Annotated in this window: 17 protein-coding genes; 7 read left to right on the top strand and 10 right to left on the bottom strand. The window is 62.1% G+C overall.

The window, feature by feature from the left end; translation table 11 throughout:
• Positions 1-131: 131 nt before the first annotated feature.
• Positions 132-893, bottom strand: coding sequence for a DUF2076 domain-containing protein (locus NTD85_RS03380; RefSeq protein WP_003228476.1), 762 nt, complete (start codon positions 891-893; stop codon positions 132-134).
• Between the two features lie 178 nt (positions 894-1,071).
• Here NTD85_RS03380 and NTD85_RS03375 point away from each other — a divergent pair, with 178 nt between their 5' ends.
• The gene (locus tag NTD85_RS03375; protein WP_045122649.1) at positions 1,072-1,746 is read left to right on the top strand and encodes a YciC family protein; all 675 of its coding nucleotides are present in this window, start codon (positions 1,072-1,074) and stop codon (positions 1,744-1,746) included.
• A gap of 74 nt (positions 1,747-1,820) precedes the next feature.
• Complete coding sequence (locus tag NTD85_RS03370; protein ID WP_262141418.1) at positions 1,821-2,900, top strand: endonuclease/exonuclease/phosphatase family protein; 1,080 nt, start codon at positions 1,821-1,823, stop codon at positions 2,898-2,900.
• Between the two features lie 129 nt (positions 2,901-3,029).
• On the opposite strand, the gene NTD85_RS03365 is transcribed toward NTD85_RS03370, so the two are convergent.
• From NTD85_RS03365 to NTD85_RS03350, 4 genes are all read right to left on the bottom strand, one after another.
• Positions 3,030-3,866 carry an ABC transporter ATP-binding protein gene (locus tag NTD85_RS03365; RefSeq protein WP_262141417.1) on the bottom strand — a complete coding sequence of 279 codons (837 nt, stop codon included), beginning with the start codon at positions 3,864-3,866 and terminating at the stop codon, positions 3,030-3,032.
• Entirely contained in the window at positions 3,854-4,657 is an 804-nt protein-coding gene (locus tag NTD85_RS03360; RefSeq protein ID WP_262141416.1) for an ABC transporter permease, read from the bottom strand. The genes NTD85_RS03365 and NTD85_RS03360 overlap by 13 nt, the downstream gene beginning before the upstream one ends.
• 9 nt (positions 4,658-4,666) lie before the next feature.
• Complete coding sequence (locus tag NTD85_RS03355; protein ID WP_103486196.1) at positions 4,667-5,653, bottom strand: ABC transporter substrate-binding protein; 987 nt, start codon at positions 5,651-5,653, stop codon at positions 4,667-4,669.
• A gap of 339 nt (positions 5,654-5,992) precedes the next feature.
• Positions 5,993-7,483, bottom strand: a complete 1,491-nt coding sequence (locus NTD85_RS03350) for an aldehyde dehydrogenase (protein ID WP_262141415.1) — start codon at positions 7,481-7,483, stop codon at positions 5,993-5,995.
• A gap of 222 nt (positions 7,484-7,705) precedes the next feature.
• Between NTD85_RS03350 and NTD85_RS03345 the strand changes: the two genes are divergently transcribed.
• The gene (locus NTD85_RS03345; protein WP_262141414.1) at positions 7,706-8,623 is read left to right on the top strand and encodes a LysR family transcriptional regulator; all 918 of its coding nucleotides are present in this window, start codon (positions 7,706-7,708) and stop codon (positions 8,621-8,623) included.
• A 3-nt stretch (positions 8,624-8,626) separates the two neighbouring features.
• On the opposite strand, the gene hrpB is transcribed toward NTD85_RS03345, so the two are convergent.
• The gene (gene hrpB / locus NTD85_RS03340) at positions 8,627-11,146 is read right to left on the bottom strand and encodes an ATP-dependent helicase HrpB (protein WP_262141413.1); all 2,520 of its coding nucleotides are present in this window, start codon (positions 11,144-11,146) and stop codon (positions 8,627-8,629) included.
• Positions 11,147-11,508: 362 nt separating this feature from the next.
• Here hrpB and NTD85_RS03335 point away from each other — a divergent pair, with 362 nt between their 5' ends.
• Both NTD85_RS03335 and NTD85_RS03330 read left to right on the top strand, forming a co-directional pair.
• On the top strand, positions 11,509-11,928 hold the full coding sequence (locus NTD85_RS03335) for a hypothetical protein (RefSeq protein WP_003228492.1): 420 nt from the start codon (positions 11,509-11,511) through the stop codon (positions 11,926-11,928).
• A gap of 9 nt (positions 11,929-11,937) precedes the next feature.
• A complete protein-coding gene (locus tag NTD85_RS03330) occupies positions 11,938-12,846 on the top strand; it encodes a cation diffusion facilitator family transporter (RefSeq protein WP_003228494.1) in 909 nt (302 codons plus the stop codon).
• Here the strand turns inward: NTD85_RS03330 and NTD85_RS03325 are convergent.
• A complete protein-coding gene (locus NTD85_RS03325; RefSeq protein WP_103485500.1) occupies positions 12,840-13,874 on the bottom strand; it encodes a DUF6515 family protein in 1,035 nt (344 codons plus the stop codon). The two genes, NTD85_RS03330 and NTD85_RS03325, sit on opposite strands and share 7 nt — an antisense overlap.
• Positions 13,875-14,338: 464 nt before the next feature.
• On the opposite strand from NTD85_RS03325, the gene NTD85_RS03320 reads away from it, so the two are divergent.
• Positions 14,339-14,818 (top strand): Lrp/AsnC family transcriptional regulator, encoded by a 480-nt coding sequence (locus NTD85_RS03320; protein WP_007909658.1) that lies wholly within the window; start codon positions 14,339-14,341, stop codon positions 14,816-14,818.
• 279 nt (positions 14,819-15,097) lie between these two features.
• Complete coding sequence (locus NTD85_RS03315; RefSeq protein WP_003228500.1) at positions 15,098-15,307, top strand: DUF2788 domain-containing protein; 210 nt, start codon at positions 15,098-15,100, stop codon at positions 15,305-15,307.
• On the opposite strand, the gene NTD85_RS03310 is transcribed toward NTD85_RS03315, so the two are convergent.
• The 3 genes from NTD85_RS03310 to NTD85_RS03300 all read right to left on the bottom strand — a co-directional run bounded on the left by NTD85_RS03310 (position 15,302) and on the right by NTD85_RS03300 (position 19,342).
• A complete protein-coding gene (locus NTD85_RS03310) occupies positions 15,302-15,937 on the bottom strand; it encodes a pseudouridine synthase (protein ID WP_262141412.1) in 636 nt (211 codons plus the stop codon). The two genes, NTD85_RS03315 and NTD85_RS03310, sit on opposite strands and share 6 nt — an antisense overlap.
• A 72-nt stretch (positions 15,938-16,009) precedes the next feature.
• Positions 16,010-17,509 (bottom strand): AMP nucleosidase, encoded by a 1,500-nt coding sequence (amn, locus tag NTD85_RS03305; RefSeq protein WP_177434769.1) that lies wholly within the window; start codon positions 17,507-17,509, stop codon positions 16,010-16,012.
• A gap of 183 nt (positions 17,510-17,692) precedes the next feature.
• Positions 17,693-19,342 carry an acyl-CoA dehydrogenase family protein gene (locus tag NTD85_RS03300; protein WP_262141411.1) on the bottom strand — a complete coding sequence of 550 codons (1,650 nt, stop codon included), beginning with the start codon at positions 19,340-19,342 and terminating at the stop codon, positions 17,693-17,695.
• Positions 19,343-19,431: the final 89 nt, after the last annotated feature.

Raw genomic sequence — 19,431 nt, 5'->3', positions numbered from 1 at the left:
GTGGCGAGGGAGCTTGCTCCCGCTGGACTGCGCAGCAGGCCCTTCTTTTTAAAAGAAAGGGCCGCTGCGCGCCCCAGCGGGAGCAAGCTCCCTCGCCACAGAAACGGTGTTGCCTGGTGCCTGACCGTTAGTCAGACGAACGAATCGTCGTCATCGAAGAACGACGAGTTGTCATCGCTGTAGTCGGTGTCAGTGAATCCGCCCTGGTCATTGCCGGAGAAACCGTTATCGGCCACACGCTGGTCATTGCCCCAGTCATTACCGCTCTGGTCGGCCACTTGCGCCGGCTCTTCCTTGATCACTTCAACGATTTCTTCGGGCTGCTGGTTGTGATGGAACAGACTGCTGATGCCCTGCGCCAGCATCACGCCACCGGCCACACCAGCGGCGGTTTTCAGGGCGCCGCCGAGGAAGCTGCTGCCCGCAGCCGGTGCTGCTTGCTGCGGGGCATAGTTAGGCGCAGGCGCACCCCAGTTCTGTTGTGGCGGCGGCGCACCAAAATTCTGTTGTGGCGCCGGTTCACGCCAGCCGCCGGTGGAAGCCGGAGCGCTCGGGGCAGGCGCCGGGCGCGAGCTGCCGCCGCCGAAGATGCTCGACAGGAAACCACCGCCGCCGCTGGGCGCCGGGGCCGCGCTCTGGGACTTGGCCGCTTGCAGTTCAGCCTGCAATTGCTGGACTTGCTGGGTCAGCTGCTTGTTCTGTTCGTCGAGGCTCTTGATCGCTGCCTCTTGCACCAGAATCGCCTGGGTCATGAAATAACCTGCCGCCGGCTGGCGGGTCAGGTGTTCCTTGATCCGCGCCTCGGCCTGGGCGTCGCGCGGGGCTGCCTCCGTTTCGGCCTGTTGCAGCCGGGAAAACAGTCCATCGATCAGGGTTTGCTCTTCGCTGTTCATGGCGACCTCGTAGATTGCCGGGGATAACGTTGCCCGTGTCCACTGTGGACATGGCGCACCTCTGTAATGGAGGCAGTGACAGGATGTTTCAACGACCTTTACCGAATGTTTACGTTTGTGTCGGCCCGCCCATCATCGGTTAAAGTGAGCCACTGTTTTCGACCTGCGATACCGACTGATGAATGCCTTCGATGTACTGCGCGACTCGCTGTATTTTTTCAAACGCCATCTGGCCAGCATCGTGCAGTTGTGTCTGCCGCTGGTGATCTTCGAGGCCGCGCTGCAGCAAGTAGTGGATCACGCCACCGACCCCGACAGTTTCTCCGCCGCCAGCGTGGTCGTCGGCCTGCTGGTGTATCCGCTGTACACCGCTGCGCTGATCCTGTTCCTCGACGCCCGCACCCGTGGCGAAGCCCCGCGCACTCTCGACCTGCTGGCGATGTCCGCCCGCCTCTGGCCGCGCTTCGCCCTGCTCACGGCGCTCAATACGTTGCTGATCCTGCTGGGGCTGTCGCTGTATTTCCTGCCGGGCCTGATGCTGATGGTGATGCTCGCGTTCGGTGAATACCTGCTGGTGTTACGCGGCATGGGGCCGTTGCAGGCGATGAAGGAAAGCCTGCGCCTGACGCGCGGACATTTCTGGCGCATCCTGCTGTGCATTCTGTGTGTGATGGGGCCGTTGTGGCTGCTCAAGGGCGCGACGCTGGCGGTGTACCCCGACCCACAGAATCCGCTGATCGCGGTCATGATCGACAGCGCGCACAGCTTCCTGCAACTGTTCACCAGTGTGGTGCTGTTCCGCCTGTTCATGCTGATCAGCGAATTGCCTGACAAGCGTAACGGCGCGGTCTGACCTCGTGGCCCTTGGGCCAAGCGTTCACCGTCAGGTATGCTCGAAGCCACCTTTGTAACGCGATAAGCCGAGCCATGCCCCGTCTACTGCGCTACACCCTGTTGCTGATTGTCCTCGCCAGCGTCCTGATCGGCGGGCTGATCTACAGCCTGACCTGGCGCCCCGGCGCCCGTGAAACCCTGCCGGTCAGCTGCATCGGTACGCCGCCGACCCTGGTGCCCGGACAAGCCCTGAAAGTCATGACCTGGAACGTGCAGTACCTGGCGGGCAAGCGCTACGTGTTCTGGAACGATCTGGCCCACGGCGACGACGAGTCGCCAACCCTGGAAGACATGGCTTTCAGCCTCGACGAAGTGGCGCGGGTGATTCGCGACGAGCAGCCCGACGTAGTGCTCCTGCAGGAGGTGGATGACGGCGCCAAGGCCAGCGATTACCAGAATCAGCTCAAGTTGCTGCAAGAACGGGTCACCGACCTTTACCCATGCAGCGCCCACGCCTTCGACTGGAAGGCCGATTTTGTCCCCGACCCGCACATCTTCGGCAGCGTCGGCCGGCAACTGGCGACCCTGAGCCGTTATCGCATCGAACATGCCGAACGCCTGCAATTGCCGGTACCCCCGGCGAATTTCATCTCGCGCCAGTTCGAACCCAAGGACGCCCTGCTCGCCACCAAACTGCCGCTGAGCGACGGCGGGCAACTGACGGTGTTCAACACCCATCTGGATCGCGCCAGCCAACCGGACGACACCTTGCGGGCGCAAGTGACGGCGGTGGCCAAAGTGCTCGACACGTACGAAAGCCAGGGCCTGCCATGGCTGATCGGCGGTGATTTCAATCTGCTGCCGCTGGGCCAGTACCAACGCCTGCCCACTGAACAGCGCAAGCCCTACTCCGTGGACAGCGCGCTGCATCTGTTATGGGACAAGTACCCGATGATCCCGACCAACAACGAAGCCAGCGGCATCGACCGCGCCCACTGGCTGACCCATTACCCCAACGACCCCGGCCTCGATGGCCCGGATCGCACCGTCGACTACCTGTTCTACAGCCCGAAGATCAAACGGATCGAGGCGATGGTGCGCCAGGACGATACGCTGCGCATCTCCGATCATTTGCCGGTGATTGCGCGGTTCCTGCTGCCTGCTGCTCCGTAGTCACACCCCCCTCATAACCCTGTGGGAGCGGGCTTGCTCGCGAAAGCGGTGTGTCTTCAACGTTGATGGCGGCTGACACTACGCCTTCGAGCAAGCCCACTCCCACAGGGAAAGATGCATGACTCCAGGTCAATGCACTTCCTCGAAGTCGTCATGCAGCAGCCCGAAGATCTCCCGCTTCATGTCGATAAACGCGCGCTCCATGACCATGTCCAGTGAGCGCGGGCGCTCGATCGGCACGTCGAGGATCTGCTTGATCCGCCCCGGCTTCGCGCCCATCACATAGACCCGATCGCCGAGCAGAATCGCCTCGTCGATATCGTGGGTGACGAACAGCACGGTCTTTTTGCTGTTGCCCCAGACCCGCAGCAACAGCTGTTGCATCTGCAAACGGGTCTGGCTGTCGAGTGCGCCGAACGGTTCGTCCATCAGCAGGATCTGCGGATCATTGGCCAGCGCCCGGGCAATCGCCACGCGCTGCATCATCCCGCCCGACAGTTGTTTGGCGTAGCTGTCGGCGAAGCCACTGAGGCCGACCTCATTGACGTAATAATCGACAATCTCCTTGCGCCGCGCCGCCGGCATGCCGCGCCGCTTGAGGCCGAACTCGACGTTCTGCCGCACGGTCAGCCACGGAAACAGCGTGTAGCTCTGGAACACCATGCCGCGATCGGCACCGGGGCCTTGCACTTGCTGACCGCCGACGTAGATCTCGCCAGAAGTCGGCTCGGCGAGGCCGGCGGTCAGGTATAACAGGCTCGACTTGCCACAACCCGACGGTCCGACGAGCACCGCGAACTGCTGATCCGGCACCTCGAACGACACCTGTTCCAGCGCAGTGAACGTACCGCCATCAGGCTTCTTGTAGCGCAGGCTGACCTTGTCCACTTGCAGGCGAGGGGCGGCTTGCGGCGCGGCAGCACGCGGTTCGATGAAACGATGATTGGCGGCGGTTACTGAGCCCATGCGGCAACCCTCAAGCGGAGAAAGCGGAACAGTTGATCGGTGACCAGACCCAGCAGGCCGATGATCGCGATGGCGAGGAAAATCACGTCGACCTGAAAACCGCGCATGGCTTTCAGACTCAAGTAACCGAGGCCACTCGACGCCGCGACCAGTTCGGCCACCACCAGATAAGTCCAGGCCCAGCCCATGGTCACGCGCAAGGTGTCGAGCACGCCGGGCACCGAGGCCGGGGCGATCACATGCAGCACCGCATCGCGGCGATTGGAGCCGAGGGTATAAGAGGCGTTGATCAGGTCCTTGGAAATCCCTTTGGAGACGTCAGCGATCATCACCAGTTGCTGGAAGAACACGCCGAAGATGATCACCGACACGCGCTGCTCCAGACCGATGCCGATCCACAAAATGAACAGCGGCACGAACGAGGTCACCGGCAGGTAGCGAATGAAGTTCACCAGCGGTTCGAGGAACGCCTGGACGATGCGAAAGCTGCCCATTAACAACCCCAGCGGCACCGCCACCAGCGACGACACAATGAAGCCGACCATCACCACTTCGACACTGGCCCACACATGCGTGCCGAGGGTGCCGTCGCGGCTCAGGCGCACCGCCGCTTCGAGCACCGCGCCGGGCGTTGGCAGGAACATCCCCGGGACGATGCCGCCGTAGGACAACCCGGCCCACAGGCCGATCAACAACACCCAGGCCAGACCGCTGGCGCTCCACACCACCGGCACCGGCAAACCGGTCTTGGGCGTCAGGCAGCGGCTCAGCCATGATTTGCGCTTGAACATGCGGACCTCCTAGAGCGGGCTGACGAAACGGTTGTCGACCAGCTCGTCGTGGCTGACGTTGTAGGGCTTGCCTTGCAGTTCACTGGCGGTCTCGTTGGCGAGTTTGATCAACGCGGCGCTGTCACCCGGTTTGCCCGGCGAGCCGAGAAGTTTTTCGCTCATGGCCTGATCGTAGAAACGCACACCTTTGGCGGCAGCGGCCAGTTCCTTCGGATCAGAAAGATAACCGCCGACGCCTTTGGCCATGATCGCGTAGGCCTCGTCCGGGTGTTCCTGGGTGTACTTGACCGCCTTGTACAAACCGGCGACCAGCGCCTTGACGTCCTGCGGCTGTTTTTCGATGACGCTGCAATTGAGCGCCACCACATCGACGATCACACCCGGCGTGCTGCTGCTGTCGATCAGCACCTTGCCCTGCTGCTTGTCGCGGACCATCGACAGGTGCGGTTCCCAGGTCACGGCGGCTGGCACGCGACCGGCGATGAACGCGGTGGCGGCATCGTCGGCCGTCATGTTCTGCACGGTGATGTCGCTCATTTTCATGCCATTCTTTTTCAGCAGGTACGACAGCCAGAACTGCGACGTCGAACCTTCGTTGACGGCCACCGCCTGGCCCTTGAGCTCTTGCAACGACTTCACGTCCTTGCCGACCAGCACGCCGTCACCACCATGGCTGTCATCCAGCGCCGCCACAGCCTTGAAGCAGAACTGCGGACGGTACTTGAGCACTTCGTCGATGGTCGAGGCCGAGCCGGACAGTTGCCCGGAGGCCTGGGCGGCCATGTACATCGAAGCTTCCTCAACCACCGGCAATTCGACAGTCAGACCGTTTTCCTTGAAGTAGCCCAGATCCTGAGCCAGGTACAGCGTGCCGTAGCCGACCCAGGTGGTATGGCCGATGGACAGGGTGCCGGCCTGGGCGCCAGTCGCGACCGTGGCGGCCAGGGCGGTGATTGCCAGTGGATGGGTGAGACGAATACACAAGGACTTGATCATGGAGCACTCCCGACGCTGTTGATTTAGTTTTGTCATGGGCAGTACGGCCGGCCCCGATGATGTGAATTCACGCTGCGGTCTCTGCTGGACTCTGGCGGGAAACACCGGGCTGGCAAGATCGATGGTGGCCCATGTGCGGGCTGAGGAAAATCAGGAAATTGTTGGCTGCAAATGATGAAAAAACTGCTTAAGACGCACCGTAAAAGCGCGACCTGAGCGGAGATGGTGCACAGCTTTGAAAGCAAAAGATCGCAGCCTTCGGCAGCTCCTACACAGAGCAACACTGGCCCATGTAGGAGCTGCCGAAGGCTACGATCTTTGCTTTTGAATCAACCGCAATCAGCGCAACTGAAACCAGGTGGTTTTCAACTGGGTGTATTTGTCGAACGAATGCAGCGACAGGTCACGGCCGAATCCCGATTGCTTGCCACCGCCGAACGGCACCGTCACGTCGAGGGCATCGACAGTGTTGACCGACACTGTGCCGGCACGCAGTCGTCGCGCCACGCGGTGTGCGCGATGCAGATCATCGGTCCACAGCGACGCCGCCAGCCCATACACGCTGTCGTTGGCCAGGCGCACCGCCTCGTCTTCATCATCGAACGGCACCACCGCCAGCACCGGGCCGAACACCTCTTCGCGAAACAGCGGCATGTCGGCACTCACGCCGGTAAAAATCGTCGGTTCGATGAAGTTGTCCGAGCCATTCAAGCGCCGCTGCCGACCACCAAACACAAGACTCGCACCCGCCTGCTCGGCACCGCGAATGGCGCGCATGATGCTCGCCGTCTGCCGCTGATCGACGATCGCCCCGGCACGACTTTGCGGGTCGAGCGGATCCCCCGGCAACCAGAGTTCGGCCTGGGCTTTCAGGCGCTCGACAAACTCATCATGAATCGAACGCTCGACCAGCAACCGCGAGTTCGCCGAGCACACTTCGCCCTGGTTGAAGAAGATCCCGAACGCAGCTTTTTCCGCCGCCAGATCCAGATCCTTGCAATCGGCAAACACCAGATTGGCACTCTTGCCGCCGCACTCCAGCCACACCTGTTTGAGGTTGGATTGCGCCGAGTACTGCATGAAATACTTGCCGACCTGCGTTGAGCCGGTGAATACCAGGCAATCGACATCCGGGTGCAGGCCCAAGGCTTTGCCGGTCTGCTCACCCAGCCCCGGCAACACGTTGAGCACACCCGGCGGCAGGCCCGCTTCCAGCGCCAGCTCGGCCAGACGCAACGCGGAAAACGGTGATTGCTCGGCCGGCTTGAGGATCACTGAGTTACCCGCCGCCAGTGCCGGCGCGAGCTTCCACGCGGCCATGTCCAACGGAAAATTCCACGGCACCACCGCCGCCACCACGCCCAGCGCTTCACGGGTGATGGTCGCCAGCACATTGGCGGCGCCGGGGGCGATCTGGTCGTAGAGTTTGTCGATGCTTTCGGCGTACCAGCGAAACACCCCGGCGGCGCCCGGCACATCAATGTTGTAAGCGTCCATCACCGGCTTGCCCATGTTCAGCGAATCGAGCAGGGCCAGCTCTTCGCGATGCTCCATCAGCAGATCGGCCAGCCGCAGCAGCACCTGCTTGCGCTCGGCAGGCGGACGTTGTGCCCAGATGCCGGCCTCGAACACTTGTCGCGCATTAGCCACCGTCGCGTCGACATCGTCCTCGCCACACGCGGCGACATTGGCCAGTAACCGGCCGGTGGCGGGATTGATCGCGGCGAAGGTCTGCCCCGATTGCGCGGCGCAGTGTTGACCATTGATTACGGCTTTATCGGGAAACTTCAAGGCAACGGCCTGGCGCTGCCACTCTGCAAGTTCGAACACGTCGAATGCTCCTTGGACGTTATTGTGCAGTCGATGGTGGCGCAGGCCCGGACGGGCGAAAAATAGTAAAAATGTCTTCGCAGGCAATGAAAAAACTGCTCAATCGGTTTCCCCAAAAACGCTGTGGGTGACTACTGTTCAAGGACAAAAACATCGTCGCGCAGCGGACGCGGCGGCGCACAAATTGCTTGGAAGTCGAGTCCGCTCGTCCTGAGGTTTGCCGTGGCCGCCTACAATTTGCGTCAGCTGAAATACTTCATCACCACCGTCGAATGCGGCAGCGTTGCCGAAGCCTCGCGCAAGCTGTATATCGCGCAACCGGCGATCTCTACGGCGATCAAGGGTCTGGAAGACAGCTTCGCCGTGCAACTGCTGATCCGCCATCACGCCCAGGGCGTTTCCCTGACGCCCAGCGGTGCACGGTTTTTTCGCAAGGCGCAGGAGCTGTTGCGCATGGCCCGGGAATTCGAGCAGAACGCCCTCGCCGACAACGATATCGTCGCCGGACAGATCGACATCGGCTGCTTCGAAACCGTCGCGCCGCTGTACCTGCCGCAGTTGATTGCCGGATTTTCCGCGCTGTATCCGGGAGTGAAAATCCGCATCCGCGACGGCGAGCAGCAGGAACTGGTGCAAGGCCTGACCTCGGGTACGTTCGATCTGGTGATCCTCTACGAACACGAACTTGATGCCACCATCCAGACCGAACCGCTGATGCCGGCACAACGGCCGTATGCGCTGCTGCCGGCCGATCATCGCTTCGCCCAGTACAAGCAAGTGTCGCTGCGCGATCTGTGTCTGGAACCGATGATTCTGCTCGACGTGCAGCCGAGCCGAACCTACTTCGTCAGCCTGTTCGAAGAACTCGGCCTTACCCCACGCATCGAGTTCAGCTCGCCGTCGATCGAGATGGTGCGCGGCATGGTCGGCCAGGGTTTTGGCTTCTCGGTGCTGGTGACGAAGCCGCACTCGGAGTGCACCTATGACGGCAAGAAAGTAGTGTGCGTCGACATTGTCGAAGATGTCACCGGTTCAGGCCTGGTTGCCGCATGGCTCAAACGCGGGCAACTGACCAAACCGGCGCAGTTGTTCGCCGATTATTGCCGGGAACAACTGACGGGCAAGGCTACGATCTTTTGATCTTCAGGTGCCGCGTGGCTTGGCCCGTGCCGTGGCCTCGGCCACCAACGGATCATCCGGCCAGTAATGCTTCGGATAACGCCCCTTCAGATCCTTCTTCACCTCGGCATAGGTGCTGCGCCAGAAGTTGGCCAGATCCTGCGTCACCTGCACCGGCCGGCGCGCCGGGGACAACAGGTGCAGCTTGACCACTTGCCGGCCGCCGGCAATTCGCGGCGTCTCGGCGAGGCCGAACAGCTCCTGCAAACGCACCGCGAGAATCGGTGGCTGTTCGCTGTAATCCAGACGAATCGATGACCCCGACGGCACGCTGATGTGGTGCGGCGCCAGCTCATCAAGCTTCTGCGGCAACGGCCACGGCAGCAGATTGCGGACGATGCTCGACAGGTCAAGATTGGCGAAATGGCTGAGCCGCGAGACCTTGCCCAGGTAAGGCATTAACCAATGCTCGAGGGTTTTCAGCAAGGTTGCGTCGCTGACATCCGGCCATTGGCTTTCAGCCTGAGCGTTCAGATCCAATTGCCGCAACAGGGCAACCCGCGCCTGCCACTGGCGCAATTCCGGCGTCCACGGCAACAACTCCAGCCCCTTGCGCCGCACCAGATTGACCAGCGCCTGACTGCGCGCCGCTTCGTCGAGACCGGTCAACGGTTCGCGGCTGAGGATCAGTTCGCCGACCTTGCGCTGACGCTCGGCGCGCAGCACGCCTTCGCGCTCGTCCCAGTCCAGTTGATCGACGACGTGCACTTGCTCGGCGAGCACCGAATCGAACAGCGCCGGATCGAAATCCGCCGCCAGGTAAATCCGTTCCTCACGCTGACCCTGACGGCTGCCGAGGTCGGCAATAACGATCCACGCTTCCTTCATCAGGCTGTCGGCTTCGGCAAACAACGCCGCCCGACCATTGGCCAGACGATATTCGGCGCCACCGGCACGCCGCTGCTGGGCAACCCGATCCGGGTAGGCCAGCGCCAGCAGCGCTCCGAGCCAGCGTGGGTGATCGGGATCGCTGACCGGCTCGCTGGCCTTGCCGCGCAGGTAACCGCGATATTGTCGCGCCAGTTGCCGCGCACGTTGCACACCACCCTGTGCACCGCGTGCCGCGCGTTCTTCGCCGGAGAGCAGCACCAAGCGGCTGTGCAGATCGGCACCCGCACCGCGCAAAATGTCGCGCTCGCCGAGCAGTGCGGCGACGTCGCACGCCATGTGCGCCAGCCCCAGCGCCTGACCGCGCAGCAACAGATGGGCGATGCGCGGATGCGCCGGCAATTCGGCCATGGCCTGACCGTGGGAAGTCAACGCCTCGCCTTCAAGTGCGCCCAGGCGCTGCAACAAATCCTGCGCCTGGGCATAGGCCGCTGCCGGCGGCACATCGAGCCAGACCAGTTCGCCCGGGGTCACGCCCCAGCGTCCGAGTTGCAGCGCCAGGCTCGCCAGATCCGCCGACAGAATTTCGGCACTACCGTAAGCGGCGAGTTGCTCGTGCTGATCCTGCGACCACAAGCGGTAACACACACCCGGCTCTAGACGCCCCGCCCGGCCCGCACGCTGGGTGGCACTGGCCCGGGAAATGCGCTGCGTATCGAGGCGGGTCATGCCGCTGCCGGGATCGAAACGCGGCACCCGCGCCAGCCCGGCGTCGATCACTACGCGCACGCCGTTGATGGTCAGGCTGGTCTCGGCGATGTTGGTCGCCAGCACCACTTTGCGCTGGCCGGTCGGCGCCGGGTCGATGGCAGCGCGCTGGGCATTCAGATCCAGTTCGCCGTGCAACGGGCAGAGCAATACGTCTTCACGCTCGCCGATGGCATCGCTCAGTTGCTGATGCACGCGACGGATTTCCGCCTGCCCCGGAAGGAACACCAGCAAGCTGCCGCTTTCATCGTGCAGGGCTTCAAGTACGGTCTGGGTCACGCGCTGATCGATGTATTCGCCGGGCTGGAACGGTCGACCCCAGCGCATCGTCACCGGGTACATGCGCCCTTCGCTGCGCAGGATCGGCGCGTCATCCAGCAACCCGGCCAGACGCTCGCCTTCCAGCGTGGCGGACATCAGCAGAATCTTCAGCGGCTGTTCAGCGCGGAACAGTTCACGACCGTTCAAACTCAAGGCCAAGGCCAGATCGGCGTCGAGGCTGCGTTCGTGGAATTCGTCGAAGATCAGCAGACCGACGCCTTCCAGCGCCGGATCATCCTGCAGACGCCGGGTGAGGATGCCTTCGGTGACCACTTCGATACGGGTATTGGGGCCGACCTTGCTGTCGAGGCGGATGCGATAGCCGACGGTTTCGCCAACCTTCTCGCCCAGTTCGCTGGCCAGACGTTCTGCGGCTGCACGCGCAGCGAGACGGCGCGGTTCGAGCATCAGAATGGTCTGCCCGGCCAGCCACGCTTCATCGAGCAAGGCCAGGGGCACGCGGGTGGTTTTACCGGCGCCAGGCGGTGCTTCGAGCACGGCTTCGTGGCGTGTCGCCAAGGCTTCACGCAGGGCGGGTAAAACTTCATCGATCGGCAAAGAAATCATGCTGGCTCCCCAGGGCATGCCCACAGTAAATTGCGAGTCGCGTTAAAGCTGTGAGCGTGCCAGGCAAGGCGCGGGACGCAGGTAAGGGTCGTTTCCTTGCCAAGTTCCGCAACGCAGCATGGCGCGTTCACAGCTTTAGCCCGGAGGGCCGAACCCCGCCAGGATTCATGAACCTTCACGCGGTGTCGATCTGGAGAAAACAACTTCAATCCTCAACGTATTTCGGTGGGGTGAGACGAGGCCGCAATTTACTGTGGGCGCGCCCTGCCGAGGGCGAGTATAACGGCGAACTGCCGGGCGTTTGTCAGGGTCTTAATTTCAAATGACGACGCTTCGTTTTCAAATGACTCAGGAGATTTTCCATGCGCTTACCTTCTCGCCTGATCGGCGGTGTACTGGTCGCCACCCTGCTCACTCAACTCACGGCCTGCGGTTCGATTTTCTACCCGGATCGTCGCGGCCAGATCGACGGCAAGATCGACCCGGCGATTGCCGTGCTCGACGCAGTGGGCCTGCTGTTCTACGTCATTCCCGGCCTGATCGCTTTCGCGGTCGACTTCACCACTGGCGCGATCTATTTCGAACCGGGCCACACCGCTCAGGTCGATCCGGCCAAGCTCAAACAGGCGGTCGGCCCGGACGGTCAGGTCGATAACCTCAAGTTGCAGGCTATTCTCGAAACTGAACTGGGCCGCAACCTGCCACTGGACGATCCGCGCCTGATCCAGCACAAGGGCAGCACGCAACAACTGGCGATGTTTGGCCTGCAACCCGCCGCATAAGGAAATCACATGACCACCAGCCCCGAACACGCCCGCCTGCTGCGGCTGGCAACCCGCGCTTCGGTGGCGGTGGCTTGCACGCTGATCATCGCCAAAGCCATCGCCTGGTGGCTGAGTGGTTCGGTGAGCATGCTCGCCGGCCTCACCGACTCGGCGCTGGATGGCGTCACCTCGCTGCTCAATCTGCTGGCGGTGCATTACGCGCTGCGCCCGGCCGATGACGATCACCGTTACGGCCACGGCAAGGCCGAATCGCTGGCGGGCATGGCGCAGGCGCTGTTCATCGGTGGCAGTGCGGTGCTGATTGCGTTTCAGGCGTATGAGCGCATTCAGCAACCGGAGCCGCTGGGCGCGCCGTGGCTGAGCATCGGCGTGATCGTGTTCTCGCTGCTGCTGACCGCGGCGTTGCTGACGCTGCAACATCGAGTAATCAAGCAGACCGGCTCCAACGCCGTGCGCGCCGACTCGCTGCACTACCGGTCGGACATGCTGCTCAACGGCAGCATTCTGATCGCGCTGATCCTCGCCGGCATGGGCTTTCATCAACTCGATGCGTGGTTCGGCCTGGGGATTGCCGGGTACATTTTGTGGAGTGCGATCCAGATCGCCCGAGAAAGCTTTTCGGTGCTGATGGATGAAGAGCTGCCAACCGATGTCAGTCAGCACATGCTCGAACTGGCCTGCGGCGTACCCGGTGTGTTGGGCGCGCATGACTTGCGCACACGGATCTCGGGTAACCACTGGTTTGTGCAATTGCATCTGGAATTGCCGGGAGAGCTGACCTTGTCAGTCGCCCACGGCATCAGCGATCAGGCGGCCGATGCGATTCACGCCGCCTACCCGCGGGCCGAAGTGCTGGTGCACGCCGACCCGCAGGAAGTGGTCAAGACCGAACGGGCACAAACCCGGATTCAGTAAGACACCTGATAACCGCGACTGCTCAGGCAATTACCCTGAGCCTGACGGTACGCCTGCACCACTTGGGGCGCCGGCTGATATGTCGCGGTGCGCGGATCGAAACCGCTCTGCTGCACGGCGTATTGGTAGCACTGATAACCGTCCTGCTGCACCTGCTCCGGCGACTGGCCGTTGGCCGGATAAGCCTGCACGTCATACCCCTGGCTTTGTGGTTGAGGTGACGGCGGCTGAACCGGCGGCTCGACCACCACGTAATCCTGGGTCGACTCCTCATACGCATAGTACGAACCGGCAGCGAGGAACAGCAGCGCACCGCCGATCCACACTTCACGGGCGTAGTCCGGCAAATAGTGGGTACGAATGCCCCGTGGCGGCTGCACGACGATGTAGCGTGGGCCTTGCGGGCGATACCAGTAGCCACCGGAATAGAAGTAGTCTTGGCCGCGATACGGCACGCGGTATTCGCGATCCGGGAAGCGGTCGATCACATGCCCCGGGCGGTATTGCGGGCCGGGGCCCCAACCGTTGCCATGCCCGTCCGGGCGACCCGGCCAGCGATTATCGTTGGGCCGATTGTTGCCGGCCTGCCAGTGCTGGTTGTTGTAGCCGTTTTGCGGACGCTCGTCGCGGTAGTAACCCTGGCGCGGCTCCTGAGTCTGGCGCACGGCGTCGGGCCGTGGCTGGATCGGCAGGTTGTTGGCCGGTGGCGGCGGTGGCTGATGCACGGGGGCCGGTTGATTCGGCGCGCGGTTCTGGTTCTGCCACTGACCATTGTTGTGCTCGAACTGGCGACTGTTGTCGCCACGAATGATTTCGTTGTTTTGCGGACGAGGTTGATTTTGCGGCGGCGGATTGTTCTGCCCGTGCGGCGGATTGTTGCCACCATGGCCTTGATTGTTGCCCTGATGCTCCGGACCACGCCCGTCATTCTCGGGACCACGGTTCTGCGGCTCATCGGCAAGCGCTTGCGCACTGACACTCACACATAGCAAACCAACACTGGCCAGACGCCAGATGCGCGACTTCATGCTTTTCCTCACTGCGGGCTAGGCCTGTAATTGAGTGGACCTGTAGCTAAGACCGGGAAACCACAGTCCGGGTTCTGCGACAGGTTATCAGTCACGCAACTTATTTATTGAGGCCGGCATTCTCCGTGGCGGGCAAATCGCAGGCAAGAAAAAAGGGAGACCCGTCGGCCTCCCTTTAGAGAACTTCGTCCTGGCTCGACGCTTTTGACGTCGGCTCACCTCACGCCGTCTTCTGGACAGTGTGCAGCTCGGGGGCCGGCACATCCCCGGTGGGGGTGGCGGCCGCGGCGGGCCTGATTGGGCGGGCCGCAGTGGACTGTGTTACCGAGCAGTGATTCTGGTGATAAGAATAGGCCGCGAGGCGCGACAGAGGATTGCGAAGATTGCTCAAATAAACACCGCTTGCGCAATTTTTAACCCTGGATAGATAATCCGCCGCAATAGTTACAACCAAGGACAGATTCATGAGCAAACTCGACCGTTATGACCTGAGCATTTTGGCGGAATTGCAGCGCGACGCCCGCATCTCCAACCAGGAACTGGCCGAGCGCATCGGTCTGTCGCCCTCCCCTTGCTCGCGCCGGGTCAAGCAACTGGAAGACGACGGCTACATCTCGCGCCAGGTCGCCTTGCTCGATCGCAAGATGCTCGGCCTGAGCCTGACCGCCTACGTGCTGATCGGCATGGACCGGCACACACCGGAGCGTTTCGAGAACTTCGAAGCGGCGATCCGCACCCTGCCGCAGGTGCTGGAATGCAGCCTGGTGACCGGCGTGGATGCCGACTATCAGTTGAAAGTGGTGGTGCCGGACATGGATCACTATCAGAAACTGCTGCTGGGGCATCTGACCCGGATTGAAGGCGTAACCAGCGTGCGTTCGAGTTTTGTGTTGAATCAGGTGCTCAATAGCACTGAATTGCCGCTGACGCATCTGCGCAGCTAATCAAAAGCCCCTCACCCCAGCCCTCTCCCGGAGGGAGAGGGGGCCGACCGAGGCGTCTGGCATCATCCATCGACCTGAACCTTCGAGTCGATTATGGATTCACAGACGCAAGATCAGGTCGGTGTAACTCGTGAGCATCGCACGGTCAGTCCCCTCTACCTCTGGGAGAGGGCCAGGGTGAGGGCCAGGCTTCGGATCAGACCCAGATCAATGCCACCCAACGAACCTTGGCATATAATCGCCGCGCCCTTTTAGCCGCGCGCATGCCGGAGAACTCTAATGGATCCTGCAGTATTCGAAGAGTGGATGATGACTGGCCTGGTCAGCATCCTGATCATTTTCATGGGTTTCATCGTCTGGGATCTGGCGAAGAAGTCCAAGGCCGGGCGTTTCGGCTCGTTCATCCTGTTCTTCGTCCTGGGCCTGGGCGTGGCCGCATTCATCATCAAGAGTGTGGTGATCGGCCTGATCGAATCCGGCGCTCTATAGACGCGCCGGCACTTCTTTCCACTGACCCTGATCGAGCCCTTCGAGCGTCCAGTCGCCAATCCGCACCCGCACCAGCCGCAATGTCGGCAACCCCACCGCGGCGGTCATCCGCCGTACCTGACGGTTGCGCCCTTCACGAATCACCAGCTCCAGCCAACTGGTCGGCACCGTCATGCGAAAGCGCACCGGCGGATTGCGCGGCCACAGTTCAGGTTCCTCCAGTTGCCGGGCCTCGGCAGGCAAAGTCATGCCGTCATTCAACTCGACGCCTTCGCGCAGACGCTGCAACTGCTCGTCTGTCGGCACGCCTTCGACCTGCACCCAGTAAGTCTTCGCCAGTTTGTGTTTCGGATCAGCGATGCGCGCCTGCAACTGGCCGTCATTAGTCAGCAACAACAAGCCTTCGCTGTCGCGATCAAGGCGTCCGGCCGGATAGATACCGGGCACGTCAATGTAATCCTTGAGCGTCGCCCGCCCGCCTTCGTCGCTGAACTGCGTCAGCACATCGAACGGTTTGTTGAACAGGATCAGCTTCGGCTCGGCCGGCGGCGCCTTGGCGACACGACGTGGAGCTGAGGAGGATGGCTTCGCACCGGGACGGCGGGAAGGAGGACGCGGGGGACGGGACATGGGCAAAACAACATCTGGCGATCTGGGCTGACAATGCTAGTGCCCCGACCGCCAAATGACCACGACTAACCGTTAACGGAACGGCGGCTCGTCGAAGCTGCGCAGTTTGCGCGAGTGCAGCGAGTTGAGTTCGGTGCGCAGCAGATCCACCGCCTCGATGCCGATCTTCAAGTGCTGGCTGACCGCACGCTCGTAGAACGCGTTGGCCGAGCCCGGCAGCTTGATTTCACTGTGCAGCGGTTTGTCCGAAACGCACAGCAGCGTGCCGTATGGCACCCGCAGGCGATAACCCTGGGCGGCGATGGTGCCGCTTTCCATATCCACGGCCACGGCGCGGGACAGGTTGATCAACGGACGTTCCTGCGCCCAACGCAGCTCCCAGTTGCGGTCGTCGTAGGTCAGCACGGTGCCGGTGCGCAGGCGTTTTTTCAGCTCTTCGCCCTTCTCGCCGGTGATATTGGCCGCGGCTTGTTGCAGCGCCAGCTGCACTTCGGCGAGCGCCGGGATCGGAATGTTCGGCGGTACTACGCGGTCGAGAATCCCGTCGCGACGCATATAGGCGTGAGCCAGCACGTAGTCGCCGATGGTCTGCGACTGCCGCAGACCGCCACAGTGGCCGATCATCAGCCAGCAATGCGGACGCAGCACCGCCAGGTGGTCGGTGATGTTCTTGGCGTTGGACGGGCCGACACCGATGTTGACCAGGGTCACACCGTGGCCGTCATTGGCGATCAGGTGATAGGCCGGCATCTGGTAGCGGTGCCAGACCACGCCAGCGGCAATCGCCGACGCTTCGCCGTGATCCATGCCCTTCTCGATGATCACGTTGCCCGGCAGCACCATGCGCACGAAACGCGGGTCGTTGCGCAGTTGTTCCAGGCCATGAACGATGAACTGGTCGACATAGCGGTGGTAGTTGGTCAGCAGAATCCACGGCTGCACATGGCGCCAGTCGCTGCCGGTGTAGTGCACCAGGCGACGCAGGGAAAAGTCGACGCGCGCGGCATCGAACAGCGCCAGTGGCAGCGGATCGGTGTTTTCCCAATCGTAGAGACCGTCGGCGATGCCATCGGTGGCGGCGGACAGGTCGGTACTCGGGAACACCCGCGCCAGCACCGCAGCGGTAACGCCGGAGCCGGCCAGTTCATCGCCCTGCTCGACCACGTACGGATACGGAATGTTCTGCTGACTGACGCCGACTTCCACGGTCACGGTGAAGTCGTGCATCAACGGCACCAGCTGTTCCAGCAGGTATTTGCGGAACGCCTTCGGATGGGTGACGGTGACGCTGTAGGTGCCCGGCAATTGCACCTTGGCGTAGGCGCGGGTGGTCTGCGGCACTTCGCCCTGACACAGGTAGGTCAGACGCAGTTCGGGGTAACGAAACAGAGCACGCTGTTCGGCGTCGGGCTCGACGCGATCCTTGAGATACCGCTTGAGCGCCGAGTTCAGCGCAGTGGTGGCCCGCTCATGCAACTCGGCCAGACGATCCACGGCTTGTTCGGCGGTTTGAACGACAATAAACGCTTCGGTCACGATCAGCTTCCTGTGTTCTGACTTGCAGAGCTTCATCTTGCCTGCAACATCGCGTCACGGGAACAGTGGCGTTGTGGCTATACCCAAATCTCCCTGTCAATGGAGATCCCCCTGTGGGAGCGGGCTTGCTCGCGAATGCGCAGTGTCAGTCGACCTATCCATTGACTGACACACCGCATTCGCGAGCAAGCCCGCTCCCACAAGGGGATTTGTGTTGGGTCAGAAACCCTGCGGAGTTGAGCGGGCGACGATGGCTTCGACGTCCAGCCCACGCGGCAGTGCACCGTAGACCCGGCCGCCACCGCTCAAACGGCTGGCAATAAACGCATCACTCACTGCTGAGTTTCCGGCCTCCAGCAACAGCTTGGCCTGCAGCCCCAGCGCAATGTCCTCGGTCAACTGCCGCGCCCGATACTGAATGTCGCTGGTGTCCTTGAACTGTGCCTGCAACAGCTGGATATGCGCGGCCAAACGCTTATCGCCATGGCCATCGCCCAATTCGCTGAACAACACATCGAGCACACCCGGTTCTTTCGACAGCGCACGCAATACGTCCAGGCACTGCACATTGCCCGAGCCTTCCCACGTCGAGTTGACCGGCGCCTCGCGATACAGGCGCGGCAGAATGCTTTCCTCGACATACCCCGCGCCGCCCATGCATTCGGCAGCTTCATTGATCATTCCGGGGGCGCGTTTGCAGATCCAGTATTTGCCCACCGCCGTCACCAGCCGGGCGAATTGCGCTTCATGGCGATCATCCAGATGATCCAGTGCCTTGCCCATGCGCAGACTCAGCGCCAGTGCGGCTTCGCTTTCCAGGGCCAGATCGGCCAGCACGTTCTGCATCAACGGTTGCTCGCTGAGCAGTTTGCCGCCGACCTTGCGGTGCGCGCAGTGGTGGCTGGCCTGGGTCAGCGCCTGACGCATCAAGGCGCTGGAGCCGACCATGCAATCGAAACGGGTCATCGCCACCATCTCGATGATGGTCGGCACGCCACGCCCCTCTTCGCCGACCATCCATGCCAGCGCGCCGCGAAACTCCACTTCACTGGAGGCGTTGGACTGGTTGCCGAGTTTGTTTTTCAGGCGCTGGATGTAGAACTGATTGCGCGTGTCGTCCGGGCGATGGCGCGGCAGCAGGAAGCAGGTCAGGCCCTTGTCGGTCTGCGCCAGCGTGAGGAACGCATCGCACATCGGCGCCGAGCAGAACCACTTGTGCCCGAGCAGTTCATAGGCTTGGCCCGGGCCACTGGCGCCCACCGGATAGGCCTTGGTAGTGTTGGCGCGCACGTCGGTGCCGCCCTGTTTTTCGGTCATCGCCATGCCGATGGTCACGCCAGCCTTGTGCGCCATGCCGACGTTGCGCGGGTCATATTCGGTGGCGAGGATCTTCGGTAGCCACTGTTCAGCCAGATCCGGCTGCAAGCGCATGGCCGGGACGCTGGCGAAGGTCATGGTCAACGGGCAACCGCTGCCCGCCTCGGCCTGGCTGTGCAAATAGCTCATGGACGCACGGGCGACATGCGCGCCGTCCTGCGGATGAGCCCATGGCAACGAGGTCAAACCATGTTCGATCGCGGTGCGCATCAGCTCGTGATAAGCGGGATGGAATTCCACCAGATCAATGCGATGACCGTAGCGGTCATGGCTGACGAATACCGGTTTGTTCTGATTGGCGAGGAACCCGGCCTCCATCAGCGGCCCACCGGCCAGAGCGCCGTAGGTGTCGATCCGCGACTCGGCCCAACCGGCGCCAAAACGGCGCGACCACTCCTGCAGCGGCAGATCAATGCGGTACAGGTTGGCGCCGTCCAGCGACGGTGGCTGGTTGGTGACTTCGTGGGTTTCGGCGAACTGATGCAGGTTCATGACGGGGCTCCTTTGGTCAGCCAAGGAATCCAGTTAAGCACCGGGCCGCCGCTGATCAAAGTGTCATATGCGCCGAACTTCCGGCGCTT

Origin of the sequence: Pseudomonas sp. 13B_3.2_Bac1 (assembly GCF_025466205.1) — a bacterium.
Lineage (GTDB): Bacteria > Pseudomonadota > Gammaproteobacteria > Pseudomonadales > Pseudomonadaceae > Aquipseudomonas > Aquipseudomonas fluorescens_H.
Note: the sequence above shows the minus strand (reverse complement) of the source record. Positions and strands in the feature narration are given on the sequence as shown.

What these genes read in the sequence shown, in the direction of transcription:
- NTD85_RS03335 (WP_003228492.1), top strand. Translation starts at nt 11,509, where the DNA reads ATGCGCTTACCTTCTCGCCTGATCGGCGGTGTACTGGTCGCCACCCTG.
- NTD85_RS03365 (WP_262141417.1), bottom strand. Translation starts at nt 3,866, where the DNA reads ATGGGCTCAGTAACCGCCGCCAATCATCGTTTCATCGAACCGCGTGCT.
- NTD85_RS03370 (WP_262141418.1), top strand. Translation starts at nt 1,821, where the DNA reads ATGCCCCGTCTACTGCGCTACACCCTGTTGCTGATTGTCCTCGCCAGC.
- NTD85_RS03380 (WP_003228476.1), bottom strand. Translation starts at nt 893, where the DNA reads ATGAACAGCGAAGAGCAAACCCTGATCGATGGACTGTTTTCCCGGCTG.
- amn (WP_177434769.1), bottom strand. Translation starts at nt 17,509, where the DNA reads ATGAAGCTCTGCAAGTCAGAACACAGGAAGCTGATCGTGACCGAAGCG.
- NTD85_RS03315 (WP_003228500.1), top strand. Translation starts at nt 15,098, where the DNA reads ATGGATCCTGCAGTATTCGAAGAGTGGATGATGACTGGCCTGGTCAGC.
- NTD85_RS03325 (WP_103485500.1), bottom strand. Translation starts at nt 13,874, where the DNA reads ATGAAGTCGCGCATCTGGCGTCTGGCCAGTGTTGGTTTGCTATGTGTG.
- NTD85_RS03360 (WP_262141416.1), bottom strand. Translation starts at nt 4,657, where the DNA reads ATGTTCAAGCGCAAATCATGGCTGAGCCGCTGCCTGACGCCCAAGACC.
- NTD85_RS03310 (WP_262141412.1), bottom strand. Translation starts at nt 15,937, where the DNA reads ATGTCCCGTCCCCCGCGTCCTCCTTCCCGCCGTCCCGGTGCGAAGCCA.
- hrpB (WP_262141413.1), bottom strand. Translation starts at nt 11,146, where the DNA reads ATGATTTCTTTGCCGATCGATGAAGTTTTACCCGCCCTGCGTGAAGCC.
- NTD85_RS03375 (WP_045122649.1), top strand. Translation starts at nt 1,072, where the DNA reads ATGAATGCCTTCGATGTACTGCGCGACTCGCTGTATTTTTTCAAACGC.
- NTD85_RS03355 (WP_103486196.1), bottom strand. Translation starts at nt 5,653, where the DNA reads ATGATCAAGTCCTTGTGTATTCGTCTCACCCATCCACTGGCAATCACC.
- NTD85_RS03300 (WP_262141411.1), bottom strand. Translation starts at nt 19,342, where the DNA reads ATGAACCTGCATCAGTTCGCCGAAACCCACGAAGTCACCAACCAGCCA.
- NTD85_RS03330 (WP_003228494.1), top strand. Translation starts at nt 11,938, where the DNA reads ATGACCACCAGCCCCGAACACGCCCGCCTGCTGCGGCTGGCAACCCGC.
- NTD85_RS03320 (WP_007909658.1), top strand. Translation starts at nt 14,339, where the DNA reads ATGAGCAAACTCGACCGTTATGACCTGAGCATTTTGGCGGAATTGCAG.